Source organism: Paenibacillus antarcticus, from assembly GCF_001637225.1.
GTDB classification, from domain to species: Bacteria; Bacillota; Bacilli; order Paenibacillales; family Paenibacillaceae; genus Paenibacillus_AQ; species Paenibacillus_AQ antarcticus.
Genome location: NZ_LVJI01000019.1, coordinates 1 through 22,904, shown reverse-complemented (window position 1 = coordinate 22,904; position 22,904 = coordinate 1). Strand labels below are relative to the sequence as shown.

The following is a 22,904-nucleotide window of genomic DNA, read 5'->3' as shown; positions in this document are numbered from 1 at the left end:
TGGCGGCTCAATTCAACCTTCATTGCACTCTCTCGTTATTAAAACCCGGTTTTCGGAATTTCCCTCGGCGGATCGGAGAATGGCTCCAGGCTTCCGCTTCTCACAGCATACATGTTGTCATGTGCTTTCTTCATTTCATTAATAAAAGACAGATACGGCTGCTGACAAACATCAAGCATACCAATCTGATAATTCTCGCCATCGAATCGGCCAAGCACAGGCTGATCATTCCATTGAAAATAATGTACACCTACAATGTTAGGATTTGCTGCCGCCTGTTCAAGATAATAACGATAAGCTAGTCCACGCTCCTCTTGTGTAGATAAAGCCCGTATTCCAGTCGCCAGCATACCCACATCCGCACCACCAAAATGAAATTCCCCAATGATAATTGGCATATTGAGCTTGTCAGCAACCATACGTACAAGCTCTTCGTCAGGTTTCATCTGATAAGCATTCAAGGAAAAGACATCGAAATACTCGCAGCCCTCTAGTAATTCAGGTCTAGATATAAAGGCATAACGCATACCCATATTCAAATGATTCGGTGCCGCTTCACGACAAGCCTTAGCTGGGAGCTCCACATAACGCCGGATTAGAATCCGATCAAACCCCCGCAAATCTTCAAGAATGATTGGATTCTCTTCTAACACCGGAGGAGGGTTCACCATTAACTGCGCAAACGTCTTATATGAAGTAGCCCAAGCTTCATTTAAGGAATGAATGCTGTCATATTTCTGCTCTAGCCAGTCTATTAAGTACTGCTTACTAATCAGTGGTGAGGGGTTCTTGAGGAGCATGACACTCAGGCATAACTCATCAACGAAAGCCCAATGCGGCTCGTTTCTCATAAAATACCCCATCATTAAGCGGTTATCTTTAAAGGCTGAGAGTTGCTTTGCAAACTCCAAAGCTCTTTGTTCATAAGATTCATGAAAGACATCTGGGAAATCTCGATATACGAGTTCTTCTGTGGTTGGGTAGTTGTCCATAGGATACACGAAGGGCATTTCTGAATAATGAATAAATCCGGGATCAGACCAATTTCCAATACTATTCATTCCCCAGCTTAATAAACGTTGCTTCGTAATAACTGACCAACTCTCTCGCCATTCAGAGCCGAACGCTTTGATTAAATTAGCTATACCGAAATCATATCCCCGCTCTGACACCGCATCTATGAATACTCCGTCCTGAGGCAATTCATCCGGAAACAAGTGACTCATTTGATCATAGGACGTTTCACTATTCGGACTTATGCAGTCGATACCCGCGCTAAACAATACATAACCGTCTGGATCAACTAGCCACCATCGGCTTCCGTCATGGTGAGTACGGAAGAATCCCGTTGCTTCTAATCGAAGTTCGCTCCAGCCCCAATGTCCTGCTTTCACTGAAATATCTGCTGTATTTAATTCATTTCTCAAAGAAGCAATCATCTCTTCTTCGGAGTGTATCTTCCCTGGCCAATCCTTATGCTTACACTGGCCCATAGAATCAATATAAGCATCCGGGATATACTTCGACTCTATTGGCTCATGGCTCAAGATCAAGTTACTCATCGTCCATTCCCTCACAGATACAGAAGGGATCGTGCTAATTGTAACCCCTGAGATACGTCTACGATTAATGGATTCATCGCCACGCAGAACGCACTGCATCATACCCGGAAATCTCTTCAGAAATAGCTTTTCTCCATTCACAACGGATAAAGGCACACAAACGGTAGTCTTCACATACGGCAAAGTCCCTATATGAACTTCAATGAATTTACGATTATCTAGGAATGAATTCTCTTCAAAGGTGAGGAGAATGACCATTACATCATGAGATTCATGATAAACATCAAATTGAATGTATTCATACTGCTCCCATTTTATATCAGCAACAGTGTCTAACCTTAGACTTCCACCATTCTTTGATGCTAATATCTTGCACCCATCCTCAAGCTTCGTGATCGTAATTGCATCAGACTCAGGCAATAATCTTTCCCATAATATGATATTCAATAACTATCCACCCCCTTTATTCTTTAACAGCCCCCATTACGATACCTCCAACGAAATATTTCTGTAGGAACGGGTACACAATTAAAATTGGAAATGCCGTGATAAAAATTTGTGCTGCTTTAACTGACCTTTGTGACAAATTCTCTAAATCCTTTGGGTCCAAGCTGATTTTACTGAAATCCTGCTGTACCACAATCGTTTGTAGGTAGGTTGCCAAAGGGTATTTTTTCGAATCCGTCATATAGATAAGTCCGTCAAACCAAGAGTTCCAATGCCATACAAGAGTAAATAGACCGATCGTGGCAATTGCTGGCATGGAGACAGGAAGATAAACCTTCCATAATGTTTTGAAGAGCCCTGCACCATCAAGATACGCAGCTTCCTCAAGCTCACGAGGAATAGCCTTGAAGAAGTTCATTATTAAGATCATGTTGAAAACACCAACAGCCCCGGGTAGCACTAATGCCCATATCGTATTAATCAAGTGTAGATTAGAGATCAATAGATAGGTGGGTACTAATCCTCCATTAAACATCATTGTAAATACAAAGACCCAGATATATACGCTTCTTCCTTTAAAATAGGAATATTCCTTCGAGAGCGCGTAACCCGCTGCTATAATTAAGGCCATTCCGATCGCAGTCCCTAATACAGTACGGTATACCGCTACCCACAAAGATCGAATAAAGTTTGGGCTATTCAGTGTTTTCTCATAGGATTCAAATGTGAAATCGATAGGCCATAATCCAATAATGTTGGCATTAGCTGGTCCGCGACCACTAAAGGAGACTGCAAGAATGTGAATCATCGGAAGGATACACAATAAAGACAGTAGGATTAGACAAATCGAGTTTATAACATTAAATACTTTATAACCTTTGCTTTTATGATACATGAGCGTCCGCTCCCTCGATTATATTGATTACCAAACACGATAATTAGCATATTTGTAGGCTAGACGATAGGAGTATACAACCATCCCGAAACTTATAACGGATTTGAACAATCCAATGGCAGTAGCAAAACTAAAGTTGCCCTCTAATAGAGCATTACGATAAACAAAGGTATCAATAATATCGCCTTCTCTATAAACCAAGGGATTGTACAAGTTAAAGACTTGGTCAAAACCGGCATTCAGAATATTACCAAGCTGAAGAGTTCCAACAACAACGATAATCGGCAGCATCCCAGGAATAGTAATATGAAGGATCTGCTTCCATCTAGTTGCTCCATCCACCTCAGCAGCCTCGTAAAGCGAAGGGTTAATGCCTGCGATCGCCGCTAAATAGACGATTGCGCTGAACCCGAATTCCTTCCATATATCACTGACTACTAACGTCGTTCGAAACCAATTCCCTGTTCCGAGGAAAAAAATAGGGTCAATTCCAAAGAGAGATGTTATTACGCGATTGACCAGTCCTCCGTTAATAGACAATACATCGATTAGAATACCGCCTAAGATAACCCAGGATAAAAAGTGAGGTAAATAAACTAAGGTTTGAATCGATCGTTTAAGACCTATATTGCGAACCTCGTTTAACAGCAACGCAAATACTACTGGCACCGATACTCCGAATGATATTTTCAATACCGAAATGATAAGTGTATTCCAGATGACATTCACGGAATCTTCAAACATGAATAAATTGCGAAAGTGCGTTAATCCAACCCACTCAGATTTGAAGAAACCGAGCCAAGGCTTATAATCCTGAAAAGCAATAACCAACCCTAACATGGGTACATAGTGAAACAGAATCGTTAGTATAAATGCTGGTAAAATCAAAACATGTAATGGCCATGTTCTCTTGAATCCTTTCTTAAACCTGTCTAGTCTACTTTGTTGGACAGGGATCTGGACAGGGATACCTTCATCCTTTTTTTCTAATAATACAACTGACATGGTGTTCCTCCTTCCGACTATAAAGCACATTTATCTCACGATTTCTCTACTAAGATAATTATAACCATCGCGCATATACCTTCCCATGTCCCGATTTCAACATCTATATGCCCACTATCAACTTCTTCCCAGCTAGCCCTAAAGATCATCCTCACATAAGAAAGCTGCCATGGAATACTACGTTTCCCTGACAGCCTTCTTATTGAATAATTATGCAGCTACTTTATTTCTTCTTATTTAACACTTTGATACCACGTATTCACTTCGTCTTCAATTTGCTGTCCACCTTTGTCATACCAATCTTTAACAAGAGTATCGAAATCATCAATAGACTTGTCTGTGAAGACAATTCTTGCATATGTTTCTAAGATCATCTTGTCTAAGCTTTCACCTTTACTTCGCATGGTCTGCGTTGGTGCTCCTAAGAATTGATTAGGTGAGTTCGATGCTTTCAGATCAAAGTTAATTGATCCCGCTTTTATAGTAACTTCATTTTGCGTAGCTGCCTTCTTCTCGCCCACTGTTGTTGGAGTAGCTCCATTATAAAGACGATTAGCAATAGCTGATCCCTTAAGTGGAATTTCTGGTGTGTTCCAGAACAAACTGTATTTACTCGGCGTAGGTCCTTTTTCAAGAGGTGTAGGAAACTTTTTCGAATCATATACTGGTTCACCATTTACTAAAACATAATCATAGCCCTCAAAATATCCGTATTTGAAATCACCTGTCTCATATACAACATCATAGATTTTATCAAAGTACTCGAAGAAGCGATCTATATTCTTGAAATTCTTATTGAAGACGACAACTTTATTCTCATTCAGTGTATTCATGAACCTTGCCGACTTTCCATCTGATCCAACCGGTAGTGGATACACATCTATCTTGGCATCCTTGTTCGTACTGTACAAGCCGTTAAGTGGCCAGCCTTCTGACCAACTTGGTGCAGCAATCATACCCGCTCTACCTTGAATGAAGCTTTCTGTTGCTTTAATAGGATCAAGAATCGGGGATTCAGCATCTAAATACCCCTTTGCTGCCCAATCCTTCATCTTAGCCAACCCTGGTTTCATCTCTGGTAGGACTGATCCTAACTTTAGCTTTCCATCGATCTCTGTCCAAGAACCTGGAATTGCCTTACCTGAATAGGCACCGAAGATAAAGCTAGCATCGGACATCCAGTTAGAAAAATTCTCACGGGCTGAAAATGCAAATCCTATCGTATCTTTCTTTCCGTTACCATCGGGATCACCATTCGTAAACGCGTCCATGACCTTCTCAAAATCTTCTATCGTTTTGGGAGCTTCTAACTTCAGAGTATCCAGCCAGTCTTGGCGTATCCATAACACTGGATTTGTACCATCTCCTGATGTAAATATAGGTAACCCATACAATCCGTTTTCTGTCTTTAATTGGTTCAATGCCTCACTAAATTCTCCGTACAAACCTTTCAACCTCTCAGATGCATATTGCTCATAAGCTTCTGAGATGTCCATCACTTTACCGGAAGCGATTAGATCCGCAACTAAAGATCTATCCTGCACAACAAATACATCCGGAAGTTCCTCATTCGTTGAAAGTGCCAGTCTAAGCTTTGTATGATAGGCAGTATTATCAGCAGTTGTCCATAGATCTTTAATTTCTATTCCGAGAGTATCCTTCGCCCACTTATTATGAACGTTGTTTGTGATATCTTCTCCATTAATAAAGATAACATCACTGCCTATAGGTCTTGCTGTAGTCAACGTAATAGGGAGTTTCTCGCCCCCTTTATCTGCTACTGGTGGATTTCCTGTTGCTCCGTTCGTTGCTTGGTTGTTGTTACCGCTTCCATTTCCACAACCCACAAATAAACTTAATATCAAAATAATAATTGATGACCTTATAATACCCTTTTTGTATTTCAATTTTCATTCCCCTCTCTATAATTGGTTACATGTTAAGTATAGGAATTCTATGCAGCCTCTGTATATGCCAAAGAATAAACATCTATACATGAAAAAAAACCATTATACTCATTCTAGGCTACTATTGATTATTCACAGAGCAACCCTCTTCATTAGAAGAGGGTTGCTCAAACAAATATCATCCAAGGATTATTGAACAATTACAAAGTCATCGCCATAAGCATATCCTGATCCAGTTGGCTTATATACATATATTGTAGCGCTCGTGCTACTTGAGCCTGTCGTAAATGTTACGCTACCCAGTGTGTAGCTTGCGCTTGTAATACTAACATATTGCTCTGTACCACCGAAATTCTTTACACCGATCCGTACGGGCTGAGCACTGACGGATGTCTTAGCATATCCAGTTAATGTATAAGTCGTATTCGGAGCTAGACTGACAATCTGCTCAGCAGAGCCTTGACCACTAGATAGTTGTATAGCATATGCACCGCTTCTAGCATTATTGTTGACAACACTGGCTGTGTTCCAATTTGTCCAAGGTGACATGGTTCCTGATTCAAGCCCTCCATTTACAACTTTATCAAGAGAGGCCGCTACGCCAGAACCATTATAAGCCCCACGATTTGGTGAGGAGGATGCAGACACCATATTCCCCCAATAATCTTTACCCCCATTACTAGCTATTACAACGCCAGTTCCCAGATCTGGTGAACCCGTTGTCAATTTATATCCAACTACTGAAGATCGCCCTAACCCTCCGCTACCCGGTTGTACAAGCATTGGATTTGCAGTAGATTTGTTCGCGTCTGAAGGCTCTCCCGCTGTATGTTGTCCATATATTGTATTATGACTAAATGTGAAATTAGCTACGTTGTTTAATCCCTTCCAGGTTCCTGCACCTTGCAACATCCATATATTATTGTGGAAGGAGATGGATTTCGTATAGCCATCCCAGCTGCCCGCATCAATAGGACTGGTTGTACTGCCCGCAGGAAGATAAATCGTATTGTTGTAAACTTTCGTATTCGTCGTCGGTCCAATAAGGTGGAACACTCTCTCGGAGTCATTCTGACTTATGTTATATCTGACAATACCTCCATCATTCTTCGATCCACCGGACTGACAGATTAGAATAAATCCACCATCATTATCATGGCTGTAATTGTATTGAACGATGGTGCGAGACTGGCCATAGTCAATATCAAAGCCTTGTCCATCTTTTGTGGAATTTCCGTTAAATGACTCATTATATTGAATAATAGTATCGTCCGCATTCCATGCCCAGATTCCTGCGTTTGGAGTTCCCGATCTCATATTGAATCCGTTGACTGTATTATACTGCACAATGGCCCCTTGCGTTGACATCGGGACGATTCCATCTCCACCCACATCAGTTACATAGTTATTCTCTATAATAACATTCGTACTTGCATACCAATTGTTAGCTCCAGTACAGCCGCTATCTGGACGACACCAATAATCTGAATTCACATCGATTCCCGTCCGATCTACACGAGGGCCAACCGTGTTCCCATCGATACGCACATCATTAAACTTGGACTGCACATTACCTGCGATTGTTCGAATCTTGATTCCTGAACTACCTCCACCATCCTTAACATTATTACCATAGATATCATGAACATTATTACCAATCAAATAGATATGGTCGAGTGTACCTCCATCCTGATTGACGATATATATACCCATTCGTCTGGAACTTACACCATTATTATTGGTAATTTCTAGATTGTTGATTTCCCAATATTCCTGATTGTACAAATACACTGCGGATTCGTTCCCATTGCCATTGATGAATGGCAAATTACCTGTGCCATAGTTATTGATAATAATTGGAGAATTCTCTGTTCCACTGCCTTTCGGCCATAGCTTACCTGTCCATGATTGACCCCGTTTAAATAGTATTTGATCTCCCGGCTGAAAGATAACACTATTCACCTTATCTAGCGTTTTCCAGGCTGTTGCCGCCTCCGTTCCTACATTGCTATCGTTACCACCAGCTTCATCGACATAATATGTTGCTGCAGAAGCAGCAACAGCGAAGAAAGTCACACTACATACGAATATAAATACAGTTAAAAATAAGCTTCTTATAATATTTGAGATCCTCATTTTCATTCCTCCTCGGTGAATTCTATTACTGATTGTGAGGCCAGCTGCTTGATGTATGTTTCGAACGAATGATCCTTATATTGCTGTATCACCTCCTCACGGACTTCATCGAAGGCTTTATAGCCTGCCTTTTCTCGATCTGAAACCATTGCAATTAAAAATGAATTATTCTCTTCAATGACTCTGCTGATTTCTCCTTCTGCCAGTCCTGTAATTAAGCTGTAGTATCCACTCCGATATTTAGAAATTTCTTTATAATTATTTTCATCGATGATCTCAAATTCTGTTAGACCGGTTGTCGAACTGTTGTAATCAAATTCATTAAAGAATGCGCTTTCATTTTTAACTCTTTGTTGGATCTCACGAATTCGATTTTCCGCTTCTTGTCGGTTCTCATTGATCGGTTCAACGAGCTTATAAACCATCATCTTATCGTGCTTTCTGGCCAGCAACTCACGGTTCTTCATGTAATAGTCAAGAAGTGACTTTTCCGTTATCTTTAGTTCCTGCGTTACCCAAGCAGATTTAAGTTGATTTATGATACTGGCATTACGATAGTCATAATAGGTCTGCTCGGAATACTCTTTCGGACCGTATATCACCTGTTTATTTTCCAGAGCTTTCGCTCTTCTATTATTTTCATTATTCAGCTCCTTCAGAAATGCAGTGTAAGAGCTGTCTTTCATAATCCCATAATCAATGGCTGCCTGCTGCGCAGTCTTTACCATTATTAAATTCTCCATCGCCTCAGCTTTCATGATGTCATTATCTCCTCCTCTTACCCCGGAGAGTTGCAATATAAGCTTTAATTCACTAGCTTCAACTGTAATACCGTTAATACGAGCTATAACATCACTAGATGTGTCATCTTTAATTCCACTTTTATCCCTACTTATTAGAAAGACTGCTGTAACGACTGAAGCTAGAGCCACAATAGAAACGAATAGCAAAAGGACTCTTTTCATCAAAAAATAACCTCCTATATTTGTCTATAATAATTGTATTATCAAAACATACTTCTCAAAATGGTATTCGTAAATGCCCGAAAATCAACATTTATATCCAAAAAGAAAACTGAATCACAAAATAAAAATAAACCAATAAATATAATCTATTTTCTGATATTCTAATAGTAATGATTCCCATATAAACACCTAATTCCTACTCCTATTTACTACTTGCTTGCTCACACCTTCCTAATAATACCGGTAAAAAAGAGGTGCAAATCCTATCGTTAAATTTACATTGTTTCGCAAATTACTCTTATTTTTTATTTCTGTGCTAGTCACTATCAGTATACTTTTTACAATAGTAGAACAGGTCAGCGAGAACGTTCTGCAGGAAACCCTTCAAAGTACGTCCTTAAAGCAATTGAAGTATTCATTACAGGAAATGGAACAAACTTTGAAGCAACTTGAGGTGTTAACAGTCCTACTTTCTAATGACAGTAGTATTAAATCCTATGGAAATTCTAAAGACTTCTCACCCTATTTGAATAGCTTGCTCCTGCGTAAAATAATTGAAGAAAAACTGCTTACCCAAAGCTATGCAAATATTGTACAAAGTAACATTTCTATTTATTGGCCACGGCTTGATGAGGTTCTCTCTTCCTTAAACCACAGCCCTAAGAAAGTTTATAATAAGGAACAATGGTCAACTCTTCCAAAATTCAAATGGTTCATTAGTCGCGAGAATGGTTTTGAATTGCGTTATATTCTCGTTGCGCCTTACCTCATTGTTCCAGAACTAAAAAGCGTTAACTATACTATTGAAACATCCTTAACGGTTAACTTTCTGAAGAACGTTCTAAGAAGCGTAGAAGCAGCGGGAAATGGATCTTCCTTTTTCTACAATCCATCCTTCGAACCTATCTATGCTGACAAGCTAAATGAATCCGTGTTCCAAAAAGTAAAAGATTTATATGCTACTGGCCGTTTCTCTAATGGAGAACTGAATCACCAAACCATCACAATTGATAATGAAAGTTATCTTCTTCAAGCTGTCTCTAGCACTTCTCTGGATTGGAGCCTGGTTCAATATATTCCATTGGATGACTATCTAAAGCCCCTTAATTTAACAAAAAAAATTAGTAGAGCGAGCTTGATCTTCTTGATTCTTATTGGTAGCTTTATGTATCTTATTCTCTATCGAAATATTAAGAGACCGATTACCTATCTTGTCCGAAAGTTAGAGGCACTCGGTAGTGGGAAATACGAGAGTCGTGTTCATTTGAGAGTAAATAATGAATTTGATTACTTATTTGATCGCTTCAATGACATGGCATCGCGTATTCAAATCCTTATTGAGGATGTATATGAGGAAAAGCTTCGTTCTAAAGAAGCAATTTATAAACAGTTACAATCACAAATTAATCCACACTTTCTGTACAATTGTCTGTTCTATATCGTTAGCATGGCTAAGAAAAATCCAGATGCGGTTACAGCAATGGCGCAAAATTTAGCCTATTACTATCGATTTATTACAAAAAATAACTCCTACGAAATCCCGTTAAGCGAAGAGTTGAAGTTGATTACAAGCTACTTATCTGTACAGACCTTAAGAAATCCAAATTTGCATTATCACATCGATGTTGAAGAATTATTAAAGCAAGCTTTAATACCGCCTCTTATTCTACAACCAATCGTAGAGAACAGTGTTGTTCACGGTATTGATAATAAATTAGGATCTGGCATCATAACGATTAAGGGAGCAACACTTGAAGGTGTTCATTACATCGTAGTAGAGGATGATGGTTACGGTTTAACCCCTACGCAGATGCAGAATTTATCTTCCCAGCTCGAGAATAAATATAGAGATAATGAAATTGGATGCGGATTGTGGAATATTCATCAAAGGATGCAGCATCGCTACGATCACACCTCAGGGCTGACATTTGAAGTCTCCACACTAGGTGGCCTTAAGGTTACCTTAAGCTGGAAATGTATTGAAGGGAAGGTACAAGACTAAGATGAACATACTTCTAGTAGATGATGAGGATTTCGTATTGGACTACTTAGCTGAGAATATCGATCAGCCCAGATTTCGGATCGGTCATATTTACAGAGCCAACTCGGTGAGTCATGCATTAAAGATTCTTGAAGAAAACCATGTCCATCTGGTTATCACTGATATCCGTATGCCTGAAATAAGCGGTCTAGAGCTCTTAGCTCAAATTCGAAGTCAAGTCCAAGACATTAAAGTTATCCTGCTGTCAGGGTATTCCGAATTCGACTATGCCAAGCAAGCAATTAAGCATGGAGTCTTCGACTATCTTCTAAAGCCTGCCTCCCCTGAGGAAATAAATGAATGCATATATCAAGCTTATGAAGCCATCGTTAGAGACGGACACAATGAATACCAGTTAAATCTAGCTAAACATGCTATATGTATAAATAATGATATCCGAAAAGAAAAGCTATTACTTGATCTCCTTCTTGGTAGACGATTTACGGCCAGCTCATTGAAGGATCAAATGACTGCATTGGAGATGCCGGATTTATCAAATACTCGAACAAGATTGGCTATTCTCCGATTGGAGTCGGAAGATTCGAATGATACTCACGAGGATATTGAACTGCTATCTTACTCCTTATTGAATATGACAAAAGAAATTCTATTTGCGGGGTCAACTGAAAATTCTCTTCTCTGGTATTGTAAGGATCCTCATCAATATATCGTCATCCTACTGGAAGAGCGCCTCTGGGTAGATGAAGAAAGGCTTCGGGAAAAATTACTCAATCTTCAAGACAAAGTTAATGTATATCTTCATCGTAATGTATCTGTGCTCATAAGTACGCCACAACAATTCCCGAAGCAGATGGAACAATTATATCGTGAATCATTGAAATACTTCTGGAACGCTATCGGATTCAGTACAAGAGCACTGCAATTTATGAATGATAACCCCTCAGCAACAGATTATCGGCCTCTGAGTCGATTATACGAGCCTCCTTCTCTCTTAAACCTCATGGAATCCGGACAATGGGGGGAAGTTGTGACGAAGCTCGATCATATCTTTGAGGAATTTGAAACAACGTTATTTCGAACACAAGATCACTTATTAGAGGTGTATTACTATCTATGTAATGCTTTTTCCTATATTTCACATAAGCAAGCCTTACGACTCGCAGATTTAGTAGAAAAACCTGAGTATCTACGCAATGGCTATTACTTTCGTACAGCCACTCAATTAAAAGAATGGACTTTATCCCTAATCGTACAGTTCCAAAGTAATATTGAGGATTCTCCATCAAAGGGGCATTCACATATAATTAAGCAAATACATTCTTATATCAATCAGAATCTAAATCAGGATGTTACCCTGAATACCATATCCAATCACGTTTATCTTCATCCCGTATACTTGTCCCGATTGTATAAGAAGGAGACTGGTATCAGCTTATCAGCTTATATTAGTCGTATTCGGATGGAGAAGGCCATGTATCTGCTTACTCACACGAACCAAAAAATTCAAGAAATATCTAAAGAAATTGGTTATCACAAGCCACAATATTTCATTAGCTTATTCAAATTGCAATATTTGCTGACACCACAAGAATTTAGAGAGAGCCAATCAAAGAAACCGATCGATCAATCCAAAGACCTTAACATTATGAGGCATTCTTAAAGAAACTTAAGCATACTTAAATCCCCACTCATTTGTGAGATGGGGATTATTTTACGATTACTTAATAACCCTTCACGAACTTGGTCCATTTTATAAACTATCATGCTATTGGTTCACCACTTGTTGTAAAGGCTAAATCAATTTCAACGATCTACAAGATGAAAGGCTATTTTTAACGCCTCTACTCTTCTCTCTACACTTTGCTTCACAATTTCACTATTTACGGCTACATCGTACCCGTGAATAGTTCCTTTTGTCTGATACAATTCAACCTGAATCCCGCTTTTTTCTAAAGCTTCTGCGTAATGAATCCCTTCATCTCGCAAACAATCAAACTCTGCAATTTCAACATAGGCATTAGGTAAGTTCTCAAAAGAAGATGCCTCCATAGGAGATGCATATTCTCTATTTCCATCTACACCATTTTTAAGATATAGCTTCCACATTTTTTCATTAAGTACAGCGTTCCACATAGGGGTATCTGTATACTTTTTAATAGATTCCGTAATCTGCCTCTCATCTGTTACTGGATACAGTAACATTTGGAAACAAATACGAGGAGCTTTCCGCTCACGAGCCATGAGAGTCACCGCAGCAGCAAGTGCACCGCCCGCACTATCTCCGCCTATAGCTATTCTATTGTTATCGATGCCTAACACGCCTGCATGTTCGCAAACCCATTCAAATGCTGCATAACAATCCTCGACACCAAATGGAAAAGCATACTTCGGTGCTAGTCTATAATCCACAAATATTACTTTGCAAGGTGTCTTTGAAGCATACTCACAGACTAAATGGATATGGGAAGGTGCTCCTTTCAGGACAAACGCTCCTCCATGTAAGTAAATTAGGCAGGGAGCATTCTTTTGAATACCTTTAGGTTCAATTATTGTCAGTTCAACTTTCCCACCTTTATAGCCTGAAATAACTTCTTTCGTTACACTCATGCCATTAGCAGATTTGAGCTTATTCACACTTCTCGCTATGAGTTTATTCAAAATCGGCAATACTAGTGGGTTTAAAGGTAGTGTTCTCTTGGCGAATATATCAAAATCGCTATGGATGTTATATTTACTCATAAGATTCCTCCTGTAATGTCATCTTACCTAATCTTACTATAAAGATATAAAAGATATAGCAGTAACCCCGACCTTTGCAGTCGGGGTCTACATGGTGGAGACGAGTTCAGTTATAATCTCTTTGCGATTTTATTCAATTGCTCCGACATCCTATGAACCTCATCAATAAAGTCTGAAACCTGACGAGAAGACGTCGCCTGTTGATCAACGATTGCTGTCATTTGTTCAATGGATACGCGCATCCCGCTTATTGCTTCTTCGAATGTTTTCAGTGTATGCTGAATCGCGTTCGTCGACGTAAGCGTCTCCTTGGATAATTTACGTATCTCGCCCGCTACTATACCGAATCCTCTTCCTCGATCCCCTGCATGAGCCGCTTCAATCGCCGCATTAATGCCTAATAAATTCGTTTGGTCTGCAACTCTTCTAACAATCGATACAACTTTATCCGTTTCATTCACCTGTTCTACCGTCTGATGGGCGAGCGTAAGAAGCTGCTGGGCAGACTCTGCCAATACAACCGAACCTTCCGCGACTTGCGAGAGCTGGTTGTTAGCTTGCGTAAGTGAAATTGAAATTTGATCAGCAATGGCTATTAATTCACTTTGTTTACGAAGCTGAATGGCTATGCCGCCGATCACATTACCATTGAAGTCGTGGAGCGGTGTAGCCGTACCCGTAAATTCAAAACCATAAAATGTGGCAGGTACCTCTGACCTTAGCGCTACATTATTTCGAATCGCTTGCGTTAACGGTTCCTCTTGGTGCAGCTCTTGACCGACATATATTTGCAAATCAATATTTTCTCCAGGCCAATAAGCAATAAATTTCTCTGTATCACAAATAGCAATCGATAATTCAGCAGGAACTGCCGCCTTTAAGATTGGAACTATCGCAACCACAGTTTCCAGAGATTCAATACTATTCATCTTATATTCTCCTCAATACGTAACTATGTAATGAAACTTCAATTAAACATCTTTATCAAGTAACCTACTTTATCAGCTGTCGTAAATGTTGTAAATATGTAAAGGAATAGATTGATCGCTCTTTATAGATAAACCTTAGTTGGCTGCTCGAATTCGTTGTTTACGCATCCATTGCGTAGCTACCCATTTTTCCCCACGTATAACAGGTTCACCACTATGCAGCGTTAGTTCGTTTAATGTTTGATTATTATAAAAATATTCGAAGTAAACAGCAGAACCTTTAACTGGTTTAACCGTAATACCTAAGCTTGGAAGTGTTGTTTCCCCTCCTTCTTCTACATCATTTAAATATATGACTAATGTACTTATACGATTATTAAGACTTGAAGGGTTATTGGGCCCAAAAAAATCATAATGTTCTTTAAATTCTTGTCCCGGTTCATAATGTAAAACTTGTAGTCCTTCAGCATTCGCAATGGGTACATGCATTAAGCTTGATATGCGGTTCTCAATTATAGAAATTAACGGGCTTTCGTTTTCATCAAAAAACATACCACTGCTAGTACGAATTTCACTGAATTCTTTATTTGCTAATTTCGATTTTTTAAGGCGAGATGCAGCAGACTCAATAAATGCCTGGCATTCTTCATCGCTTAGTACATGATCAAATTTCATTATTAAAGGTTCTTCATTTAACACTGTGGCAGTAATGATGTGATTGTCAATAGAATAGACAGATTGAATGGGTAAGATAGAAACTTCAGTTATCATATTAATAATCAATCTCCTCTATAACTTCTTTATGATGACAAAAACTTGAATCTTTAAATTAAGTTTATAACATTTCCATTAATTACTAATATACTACAATAACATTTCAAATATATGAATATATATCAATACATATTTTTTGGACTATTTTTAAAATAGAAAAAGGACTGTTTATCCTAATATGACTGGAGCTCGTAAATATCTTCATGAAAATAAACAACACCATCCTTTAATGGATGGTGTTGTTTATAAATCAAAATTGTAGGGGTATACCACGTATTCTTTACACAGGCCCAACTCCGGTAATACTCTGGCTCCGAACTCATTTACTCAGTAGAGCGGCAACGCCTCTTGTATAAGCCCTGCGAAGATATCCTCGGTTTGATCAAAGAAGGCATCCGGCAATTGATAATAAGCATCACCCATAGACACGACTTTTAGTTCGGGAATGATGTACATGGCTATTTCGGTCCCGTCCTTGATGTTGAACTGTAGTTGATACGATTTCCCTTCGGATTGCGCCCCTCCAATAGCCTCGTATTCATTGTTAGTTAAATCAGCATTTGTTGCACTGTACAAGCCCTCAATGATGGACTCTACAAGAGTATGATCTGTTATTTTCTTAAGCACGTCATTTCCCATATGATTTAGAATATCAATTTCTTTTGCATGCTCCTTCAGATTAGACATATCTAGATACTCCTTTGCAGTCATCTCAGAATCATTTACCTTGGCCACGAGTTCTGCCAGATAATAATTGTGTTCATACTTAACTGCAATGCGAAAATGGGATGGGTAAGTTGGAATTTCATATAACTTTCCACCAACAGCGAACGTCGTGGCATAATTCTCTTCCACATTGTTGTCTCCATCGTTCTTCGCCGTCTCAGGGTTGATATCATACTCTAATGTTCCAAGCGATTGTACAGGCTCCAGTCCTGTGAACTTGAACTGAGCGCCATCGCCTACGAATGCATAACGATATCCATTGTAATTCAGAATTTTTCGAATTCCCGTTGGGGAAGCAGAGACCTGAGTCTGTTGCGATATTTCTAGGGAAGCAGACTGTGGTGTAGAGGGGGATTTATAAATGGCCAACCCTACCACTACTGCAAGGCAGGCAGCGATCGTTCCCCATCTGATATATGATTTTTTATTTATATTTGTCCGTCTCGTAGTATTAGCTTCTTCTACTAAATTACCGTCTACGTGACCAATGGCTTTAAAGAGATCTTTATTATTCATAGTACATAACCCTCTTTCTTAAGGTATATTTGAAGTTTTTTTCGTGTTCTGAATAGAATAGATTTGGTTTTGCTTTCACTTATTGCAAATCGTGAGGCAACATCCGCCATAGAATCAGCGTACCAATATCGTCTCAGAAAAATATTCCGATGATCTTCCTTAATGTTCAGCAGAAATATGCTTATGGATTCGGCCATTTGTTCTCCCTCATATTGACTTTCAACATTGTCTGATGAAGATACGCAATCGTTTAATTCATCAAGAATTGCATCAAATTCTTTATTCCGTTTTTTGGCCTTGTAATAATCGTATTTATTCAAGGCGATATTTCGCGTGATCCTCCCCAGAAAAGACGACAGTTTCTCAGGTGACTTCGGCGGTATCGCTTCCCACGCTCCAAGAAAGGTATCGTTAACGCATTCTTCTGAATCTTCAACATTAGACAGAATGTTACGGGCGATCTGGGTACAGTAATTTTTATATTTTTTAGATGTTTCTTCTACTGCTGTTTCATTGCGCGCAAAGTACAATTGTATAATGTCTCTATCATCCACTCCATCACTTCCGTTCGGTTTGATTAAGGCCTTCACTTATAAAGTAGGAAAAGAATCGTTTAGGTTGCAAAAAAACAAAAAAAGCCCCTATAATAGAGACTTTTTCACATTATTAGTTCTCTCATTGCAAGCAGTACGCTTTATTGAATACTTTTCCTAATACCCACATGTAATTTCTTCAAGAAATGATTTAGTCTCTCTGTACACAACAGCATCGCGATAGCAAATATACTAACGAACCACGGAAAGATACTAATGTTCATATTGGTTGCAAGCAATCCAAGCAACGGAGGTATTAGCGTACTACCCGTATATGCAGCAGCCATTTGAAATCCCATGATGGACTGAGCCTTCTTTTTCCCAAATCGGGCAGGTGTTTCATGTAGCATACATGGAAATATAGGTGCTAACCCCAATCCTACAACCGTAAATCCAATAAGCGAGAGGATAGGTGGGAACGGTAACACAAGTAGTACTGTCCCGAATAAAGCGATAAGCTGGCCGTACCTAATCAGCATTCGACTACTCATTTTAAACGTAATAAATCCAGTAATCATTCGCCCAACTGTAATCCCTATATAGAACCAAGAAACCCATTGTGCCGCTGTTGCTGCAGGTAAATATTTTATATTCACAAGAAAGCTACTGCCCCATAAACCCATACTTGCTTCGATTCCACAGTAAAATAAGAAGGTTAGCATCGCTAACTTGACCCCTTTTATATTCCACGGCTTCGTATTCTCCGCAATTTGATCTAACTCTTGATTCATCGCCTCAAGTTCGGATTCGGCATTTATGACGTGACTACGTTTAGCAACCTTATCCCATAAAGGAAGCGTAACGAATAGAATAACGACTAGAATAAATTGAACACCTGCAACGATGAGATAACCTTGTCTCCACAAATTGTTACCTGAAATAGACGAAGCCATAATCATTGGACCTAGTGTAGCGCCTACTCCCCAGAAACAGTGCAGCCAGCTCATATGATGAGCTTTATAATGAATAGCCACATAATTATTTAATCCTGCATCTACAGACCCTGCACCTATCCCGAGTGGAATTGCACATATAACTAACCACATAAATGAAGGAGACCATGCAAAACCAAGTAACGCTACTGCTGTCATGATACAACTTACAAGCGTCACTTTTCCCGTACCAAACCGCTTTAGCACTGTACCACTTAATAAGCTTGATACAATTGTACTCCCTGCAATAACCATAGAAATAATTCCTGCCGTTCCTAATGAAGCATTAAGATCCACACTCATCACAGGCCATGCCGATCCAAGTAATGAATCAGGTAATCCCAAACTAATAAACGCTAAATAAATAATAATTAAAAAGAAAGTTGCCATCGTTATCTGTACTCCTTATGTTGGTCATCTATTTGTTGTGAAATCAACACACTCAATCCAAGTCGCTGTAATCCGTTTAGATAGTCATGCTTCAAGTTACTTACAGCTAACTCTGGGAGATGTTCTCTTGGAACATAGTTGGTACTTCGCTCAGCAATTTGATTGAGCATAACCGTATCTATCTCATCATCACAAAAAATAATATAATGAGGATTCAAAATAGAGGTAATTGTGGCCACTAATCGGCTAATCGCATCTATCTTTTCCGCCATATGTGTACTTTTCGTCTCCCCACCATTTCCATTGGCTAAGGCTTCTAGTAAGTTTCTACTGTCATACTGGGGGACAAATGAAACTTCTCCTGAAAAATAGGTCTTGCCTCTCACAATTTCACCATTAATTATAATCCCTGCACCTGGGCCATTTTTCCCTAAATACAAATAGAACAAAGAAATCCTTTCTCCCATTTCCCTTTGAGCCATATACCCGATTGCAGCAGCATTCATGTCATTCTCTACAACAGTCGGGATAGCAAGTTGCTCCTCTATATGCTTCTTAAGATCAAGATTATGATAGTTCTCATACCCCGGTATATGAAAGATTGTCCCGTTATTAACTGCACCTGGGACACCGATAGCCACAGCATTCATGTTAGGATAAGCATTCCTCTTACTCTCAATAAATGTGGTTAGCTGTGACACACCTTCCTCTAGCATACTATGGGTGTACCCTTGCTCAATGACTTCCCCTAGGCAATTAAATACAGTATAATTCGTCTCACCTTTCTCTAGAAAGATGGCTAGCCCCAGCATATAGTTCGGCTGATATGTATATCTTATAGCTCTTCTTCCCCCACTTGATTCATCAAGGCCAACGGTTGTAACTTCTCCTCTGTTCTCCATTTGTTTCAGGAACTTACTTATGGTCGGAAAGCTAATTTGTAAATTGTGACTCAATTCAACCTTCGTAGCACTTCCATGCTCTAACAATGCAGACCGAAGGCAACGTATCACTTCTGATCTTGTATGCTGCGAAGTAAGTCGTATCTCACTCATCATACTCCCCACCTTATTATAAAAGTCATACACACTTATTAAACACGTTTAATAAGTCATTATGATAATAGCAGGAATACGGTTTACTGACAATATAAAATATGTGCAGTACGAACTCACCTGATGCACTTCGGAGTAATGATTGCTACTGTTGAACTATCTAACAATTTTGAGTTAGGCATTAGGAATCATAGTGTAAATCTATTTTGAAGGGGAAAAGTGCACCCCCTAGAGTTCATCGGTTAACCCAACTTGGATATGCCAAATGATTATTCTAAATGGTGCACTCTTCTAAATTCAAAAATAGTACTTATGATTACATGTTGAAGGTACTCATAAAACGATTCATAATTGCTGCGACTTCAGCACGTGATACGGCACCCGTTGGATCAAGCATGCCCTTACCCTTACCAGAAAGTAAGTCGTTGCTTACGGACCACTTCATCGCATCAATTGCCCAAGTTGAGATTTTGTTCGCATCCGTGAAAGCAACTAATGACTGGCTATCGTTAATATTCAATTTGTTTGCTTTGGCATAATTGAATAGCATCTGTACAAGTTGTTCGCGAGTAATAGGTTGATCTGGAGCGAAGTGAGTACTATCAACCCCATTGACGATGTTATTCTGGCTTGCCCAAGCAACTGCATCACTGTAGTAGGCATCCGTATTAACATCTTTGAAGTGAATTGACCCAACTTCAGGTTTACCCGCTAAGCGGTGCATAACCGTGACCAGCATACCACGAGTCATGGTATTGTTCGGGCTAAACGTATTTGCCGTGGTACCCGTGAACAATCCATATCCCACAACATAGTTAATAGATGAAGCTGCCCAGTGATTCGAAATATCATTAAAAGTAACAGCAGGCTTAGCAGGCTCAGTTGGTTTCTGAGGTTGTTCCGGAAGTTTCTCGAAGGTCACAACAACTCGATCAGAAGATTTCAGACCCGTCAATTGAATTAATGCTCCCTTAGATATCCCATTGATCGTAACATCTTTAACCTGGTAACCTTTGTCAGGTGTTATTGTGATATTGCCGTTTGAATCAGCAGTAACTGTTCCTCCACCATCTGAGACAGACGCATTTGGCTTACTAGAACTGTTGCCTGATGACGAACTATTTCCTGACGAGCTATTGTCTGGCAAGTTGTTAGGAGGGTAGGCTCTAACGATAAAGGTATAGGGTTTATCTATGCTGTGATCTCCGCGAGAGATCATTGCAGTCAGTGTGATACGCATATCCCCTACGCTAGAGGATGGACGCGTAACCATCGCGATGTTGTTGTCGATGCGAATAATATTCGCATTACTACTCTTCCATTCAATCCGGGTACCATGCAACCCTTCAGAAGGGAGGGGAATGTTAGTGGTAATCGCACCCGTATCACCAAGTGTTGAAGTTACAGTAGTCATCGTATCGGTAACTGCCTGCTCGTCACTAAGCGCGGCCACATTAACAAAGATCGGGTTGGAATAAAACCACAGCCCTGTATAGTTACGGTCATTAATATTATTGAAGCGTTCCTCGTTCAGCTCCGAGGTGTCATTACCACGATCAAATGATTGATCTTGTAATGGCTCGCCATTTTCTGTGAAACCTGCTACGTCTGTACCAAGGTTCGTACCACGCAAACGATAATAACGGTTTGTATCCGCAGGTACCTTATAAGAGACAGTATAATATCCTTCGCTATCTGGTTGTCCCCAATCTTCTTTCGTAAAACGTTTAATGACTTTCGTCGTGTTATTAGTAGTATTGCTAGCATATTGACTTACATCGATCTTACCAGTCACTTCTCCTGAGATCAGATCGACATGATCGACTTTGATATCATTGGTGACTGATGTATCGTGCGGGCTAATTTGTGCATAGTTGTTGTGCTCTGGACTCTTGAATCGAATGCTGATTGTTGTAAGATCCCCTTCGGTCACTTGTAGGTTCTCGCCCATTTCTGCTTGATCACCACTTCCATTGGCATTGAATTCAAGCGCATTGATGAGATCACCATAAACCGCATAAGATTTACCTGAACGCATACCCTCTACAATATCTTTGAAGGTATTACCTTCGACCCAAGTATTGTTTCGCGAGTACTCACTAGGCCAGTAACCACTCGAATAACTCCGATTGCTACTCACCTTAAAATGAAAGTCAGAATTTGTGAAGTTCCAGAAGTGGCGACCTTCACCAAGCATGGCATCCCACATTCCGCCGACCTTTGCGACCATGACGTCAGCTCCGCCGTATACGTCATTTAATTCCGATCTATTCCCACCGGCTGCCATTTGATTACCCGGTAACCCTTCCATACCAAATACAATCTCAGGAGCAATATCATTCATCTTGCGAATATCTTCGATAGTGACAACACCGCTACCACCATTATGTCTAGATGGATGATTAAGCAATACATAGCTCTCTGGGTAATTCGTTTTTAGCCACTCAATGGCTTCAAAGGTTTTATTTTTATCATTTTTCAATGTATTCTTATCAAGCCTTGCTCCCCAAAGAGCAGCCTCATTTGAATGAAACATACCTGGCGTTGTATCGTAACTGTACAGCCATTCAAATTGATGAATTGCATCAATAGGTACTGCATCATTGCCGGAATCAATAATACCCACAGCGCCATGATCCAATCCCATCATGTCCCATTCGAAACCAGAAAAAATGTATTTATCTGCGTATTTGCCCATTGCTTGGAGCGCAGCAAGCTTGTCCTGCTGTTCTTTAATCGCTTCCCAACGAGCAGTAGGCTTATTGTTGCCATTTGGATCACGCGGCGAATCGCGCAAATGATCAGATAGCACGATATAATCAAAGGGATTGCCATACGTCAATGAAGTGACTGTTTCTACCGGCTTATTGTCAAGATCCTCTCGAAACGCAGCATCAAGTACATTTTCCAGTTTCATAAAAGATTCGGACGCATCTCCCGATTGTATGGTATGGGCATGGTACTCACCTGACATCCATCTTCCTGTTGAATTGGTGGAAGGATTGTTGTCTGTTGCAGACACCGTCATCGCCATACTCTGTGCAAGCATGCAAAAAGCGAATGAGGTACGAATTAAGGACTTCATCTTGCTGTTCATGTAGTTATACTCCCCTTCGAATGCATTATGATATCGATTTAAGTATATAGATGAACTGTAAATTCCATGTTAAAGAGTTGAATTAATTTATAAACAATTCGTTTGGGAGCACAACCTTCTATAATTTGTAGATATCCTGTCTCCAAAATAGACTTTATTTGATATCTTCAAATTGTCTACAATTAGATCCCTAAACATGAAAGAACCCGCTCAGTGAAGTGACCCCTGTCAAGT

Annotated in this window: 16 protein-coding genes; 2 read left to right on the top strand and 14 right to left on the bottom strand. The window is 39.7% G+C overall.

Annotated features, from left to right (window positions below; all coding sequences use genetic code 11):
• Nucleotides 1-38: 38 nt before the first annotated feature.
• From PBAT_RS14820 to PBAT_RS14795, 6 genes are all read right to left on the bottom strand, one after another.
• The gene (locus PBAT_RS14820) at nucleotides 39-2,009 is read right to left on the bottom strand and encodes a beta-galactosidase (RefSeq protein ID WP_068650745.1); all 1,971 of its coding nucleotides are present in this window, start codon (nucleotides 2,007-2,009) and stop codon (nucleotides 39-41) included.
• A 16-nt stretch (nucleotides 2,010-2,025) separates the two neighbouring features.
• Nucleotides 2,026-2,904, bottom strand: a complete 879-nt coding sequence (locus PBAT_RS14815) for a carbohydrate ABC transporter permease (RefSeq protein ID WP_068650744.1) — start codon at nucleotides 2,902-2,904, stop codon at nucleotides 2,026-2,028.
• Nucleotides 2,905-2,931: 27 nt separating this feature from the next.
• Nucleotides 2,932-3,909, bottom strand: a complete 978-nt coding sequence (locus tag PBAT_RS14810; protein WP_084403109.1) for an ABC transporter permease — start codon at nucleotides 3,907-3,909, stop codon at nucleotides 2,932-2,934.
• 233 nt (nucleotides 3,910-4,142) lie between these two features.
• Nucleotides 4,143-5,816, bottom strand: coding sequence for a type 2 periplasmic-binding domain-containing protein (locus PBAT_RS14805; RefSeq protein WP_068650743.1), 1,674 nt, complete (start codon nucleotides 5,814-5,816; stop codon nucleotides 4,143-4,145).
• Nucleotides 5,817-6,005: 189 nt separating this feature from the next.
• Nucleotides 6,006-7,952, bottom strand: a complete 1,947-nt coding sequence (locus PBAT_RS14800) for a carbohydrate binding domain-containing protein (protein WP_068650742.1) — start codon at nucleotides 7,950-7,952, stop codon at nucleotides 6,006-6,008.
• Between the two features lie 2 nt (nucleotides 7,953-7,954).
• Entirely contained in the window at nucleotides 7,955-8,917 is a 963-nt protein-coding gene (locus PBAT_RS14795; RefSeq protein WP_068650741.1) for a peptidyl-prolyl cis-trans isomerase, read from the bottom strand.
• A gap of 427 nt (nucleotides 8,918-9,344) precedes the next feature.
• Between PBAT_RS14795 and PBAT_RS14790 the strand changes: the two genes are divergently transcribed.
• On the top strand, nucleotides 9,345-10,919 hold the full coding sequence (locus PBAT_RS14790; RefSeq protein WP_149466261.1) for a sensor histidine kinase: 1,575 nt from the start codon (nucleotides 9,345-9,347) through the stop codon (nucleotides 10,917-10,919).
• 1 nt (nucleotide 10,920) lies between these two features.
• A complete protein-coding gene (locus tag PBAT_RS14785) occupies nucleotides 10,921-12,579 on the top strand; it encodes a response regulator transcription factor (RefSeq protein WP_068650739.1) in 1,659 nt (552 codons plus the stop codon).
• A gap of 143 nt (nucleotides 12,580-12,722) precedes the next feature.
• On the opposite strand, the gene PBAT_RS14780 is transcribed toward PBAT_RS14785, so the two are convergent.
• The 8 genes from PBAT_RS14780 to PBAT_RS14745 all read right to left on the bottom strand — a co-directional run bounded on the left by PBAT_RS14780 (nucleotide 12,723) and on the right by PBAT_RS14745 (nucleotide 22,670).
• On the bottom strand, nucleotides 12,723-13,658 hold the full coding sequence (locus PBAT_RS14780; RefSeq protein WP_068650738.1) for an alpha/beta hydrolase: 936 nt from the start codon (nucleotides 13,656-13,658) through the stop codon (nucleotides 12,723-12,725).
• 110 nt (nucleotides 13,659-13,768) lie between these two features.
• The gene (locus PBAT_RS14775; protein ID WP_068650737.1) at nucleotides 13,769-14,587 is read right to left on the bottom strand and encodes a methyl-accepting chemotaxis protein; all 819 of its coding nucleotides are present in this window, start codon (nucleotides 14,585-14,587) and stop codon (nucleotides 13,769-13,771) included.
• Between the two features lie 135 nt (nucleotides 14,588-14,722).
• Complete coding sequence (locus tag PBAT_RS14770) at nucleotides 14,723-15,358, bottom strand: 2OG-Fe(II) oxygenase (RefSeq protein ID WP_068650736.1); 636 nt, start codon at nucleotides 15,356-15,358, stop codon at nucleotides 14,723-14,725.
• A 330-nt stretch (nucleotides 15,359-15,688) separates the two neighbouring features.
• Nucleotides 15,689-16,603, bottom strand: coding sequence for a hypothetical protein (locus PBAT_RS14765; protein WP_246168322.1), 915 nt, complete (start codon nucleotides 16,601-16,603; stop codon nucleotides 15,689-15,691).
• Nucleotides 16,600-17,157, bottom strand: coding sequence for an RNA polymerase sigma factor (locus tag PBAT_RS14760; protein WP_068650735.1), 558 nt, complete (start codon nucleotides 17,155-17,157; stop codon nucleotides 16,600-16,602). Before PBAT_RS14760 ends, PBAT_RS14765 begins: the two co-directional genes overlap by 4 nt.
• Before the next feature lie 140 nt (nucleotides 17,158-17,297).
• Nucleotides 17,298-18,518, bottom strand: a complete 1,221-nt coding sequence (locus PBAT_RS14755) for an MFS transporter (RefSeq protein WP_068650734.1) — start codon at nucleotides 18,516-18,518, stop codon at nucleotides 17,298-17,300.
• 2 nt (nucleotides 18,519-18,520) lie between these two features.
• Entirely contained in the window at nucleotides 18,521-19,573 is a 1,053-nt protein-coding gene (locus PBAT_RS14750) for an ROK family transcriptional regulator (protein ID WP_068650733.1), read from the bottom strand.
• A gap of 316 nt (nucleotides 19,574-19,889) precedes the next feature.
• A complete protein-coding gene (locus PBAT_RS14745; protein WP_068650732.1) occupies nucleotides 19,890-22,670 on the bottom strand; it encodes an S-layer homology domain-containing protein in 2,781 nt (926 codons plus the stop codon).
• Nucleotides 22,671-22,904: the final 234 nt, after the last annotated feature.

Coding starts and splice junctions, on each gene's coding strand:
- PBAT_RS14815 (WP_068650744.1), bottom strand. CDS start 2,904: ATGTATCATAAAAGCAAAGGTTATAAAGTATTTAATGTTATAAACTCG.
- PBAT_RS14795 (WP_068650741.1), bottom strand. CDS start 8,917: ATGAAAAGAGTCCTTTTGCTATTCGTTTCTATTGTGGCTCTAGCTTCA.
- PBAT_RS14775 (WP_068650737.1), bottom strand. CDS start 14,587: ATGAATAGTATTGAATCTCTGGAAACTGTGGTTGCGATAGTTCCAATC.
- PBAT_RS14755 (WP_068650734.1), bottom strand. CDS start 18,518: ATGGCAACTTTCTTTTTAATTATTATTTATTTAGCGTTTATTAGTTTG.
- PBAT_RS14765 (WP_246168322.1), bottom strand. CDS start 16,603: ATGAATAATAAAGATCTCTTTAAAGCCATTGGTCACGTAGACGGTAAT.
- PBAT_RS14785 (WP_068650739.1), top strand. CDS start 10,921: ATGAACATACTTCTAGTAGATGATGAGGATTTCGTATTGGACTACTTA.
- PBAT_RS14750 (WP_068650733.1), bottom strand. CDS start 19,573: ATGAGTGAGATACGACTTACTTCGCAGCATACAAGATCAGAAGTGATA.
- PBAT_RS14810 (WP_084403109.1), bottom strand. CDS start 3,909: ATGTCAGTTGTATTATTAGAAAAAAAGGATGAAGGTATCCCTGTCCAG.
- PBAT_RS14780 (WP_068650738.1), bottom strand. CDS start 13,658: ATGAGTAAATATAACATCCATAGCGATTTTGATATATTCGCCAAGAGA.
- PBAT_RS14800 (WP_068650742.1), bottom strand. CDS start 7,952: ATGAGGATCTCAAATATTATAAGAAGCTTATTTTTAACTGTATTTATA.
- PBAT_RS14790 (WP_149466261.1), top strand. CDS start 9,345: ATGGAACAAACTTTGAAGCAACTTGAGGTGTTAACAGTCCTACTTTCT.
- PBAT_RS14745 (WP_068650732.1), bottom strand. CDS start 22,670: ATGAACAGCAAGATGAAGTCCTTAATTCGTACCTCATTCGCTTTTTGC.
- PBAT_RS14770 (WP_068650736.1), bottom strand. CDS start 15,358: ATGATAACTGAAGTTTCTATCTTACCCATTCAATCTGTCTATTCTATT.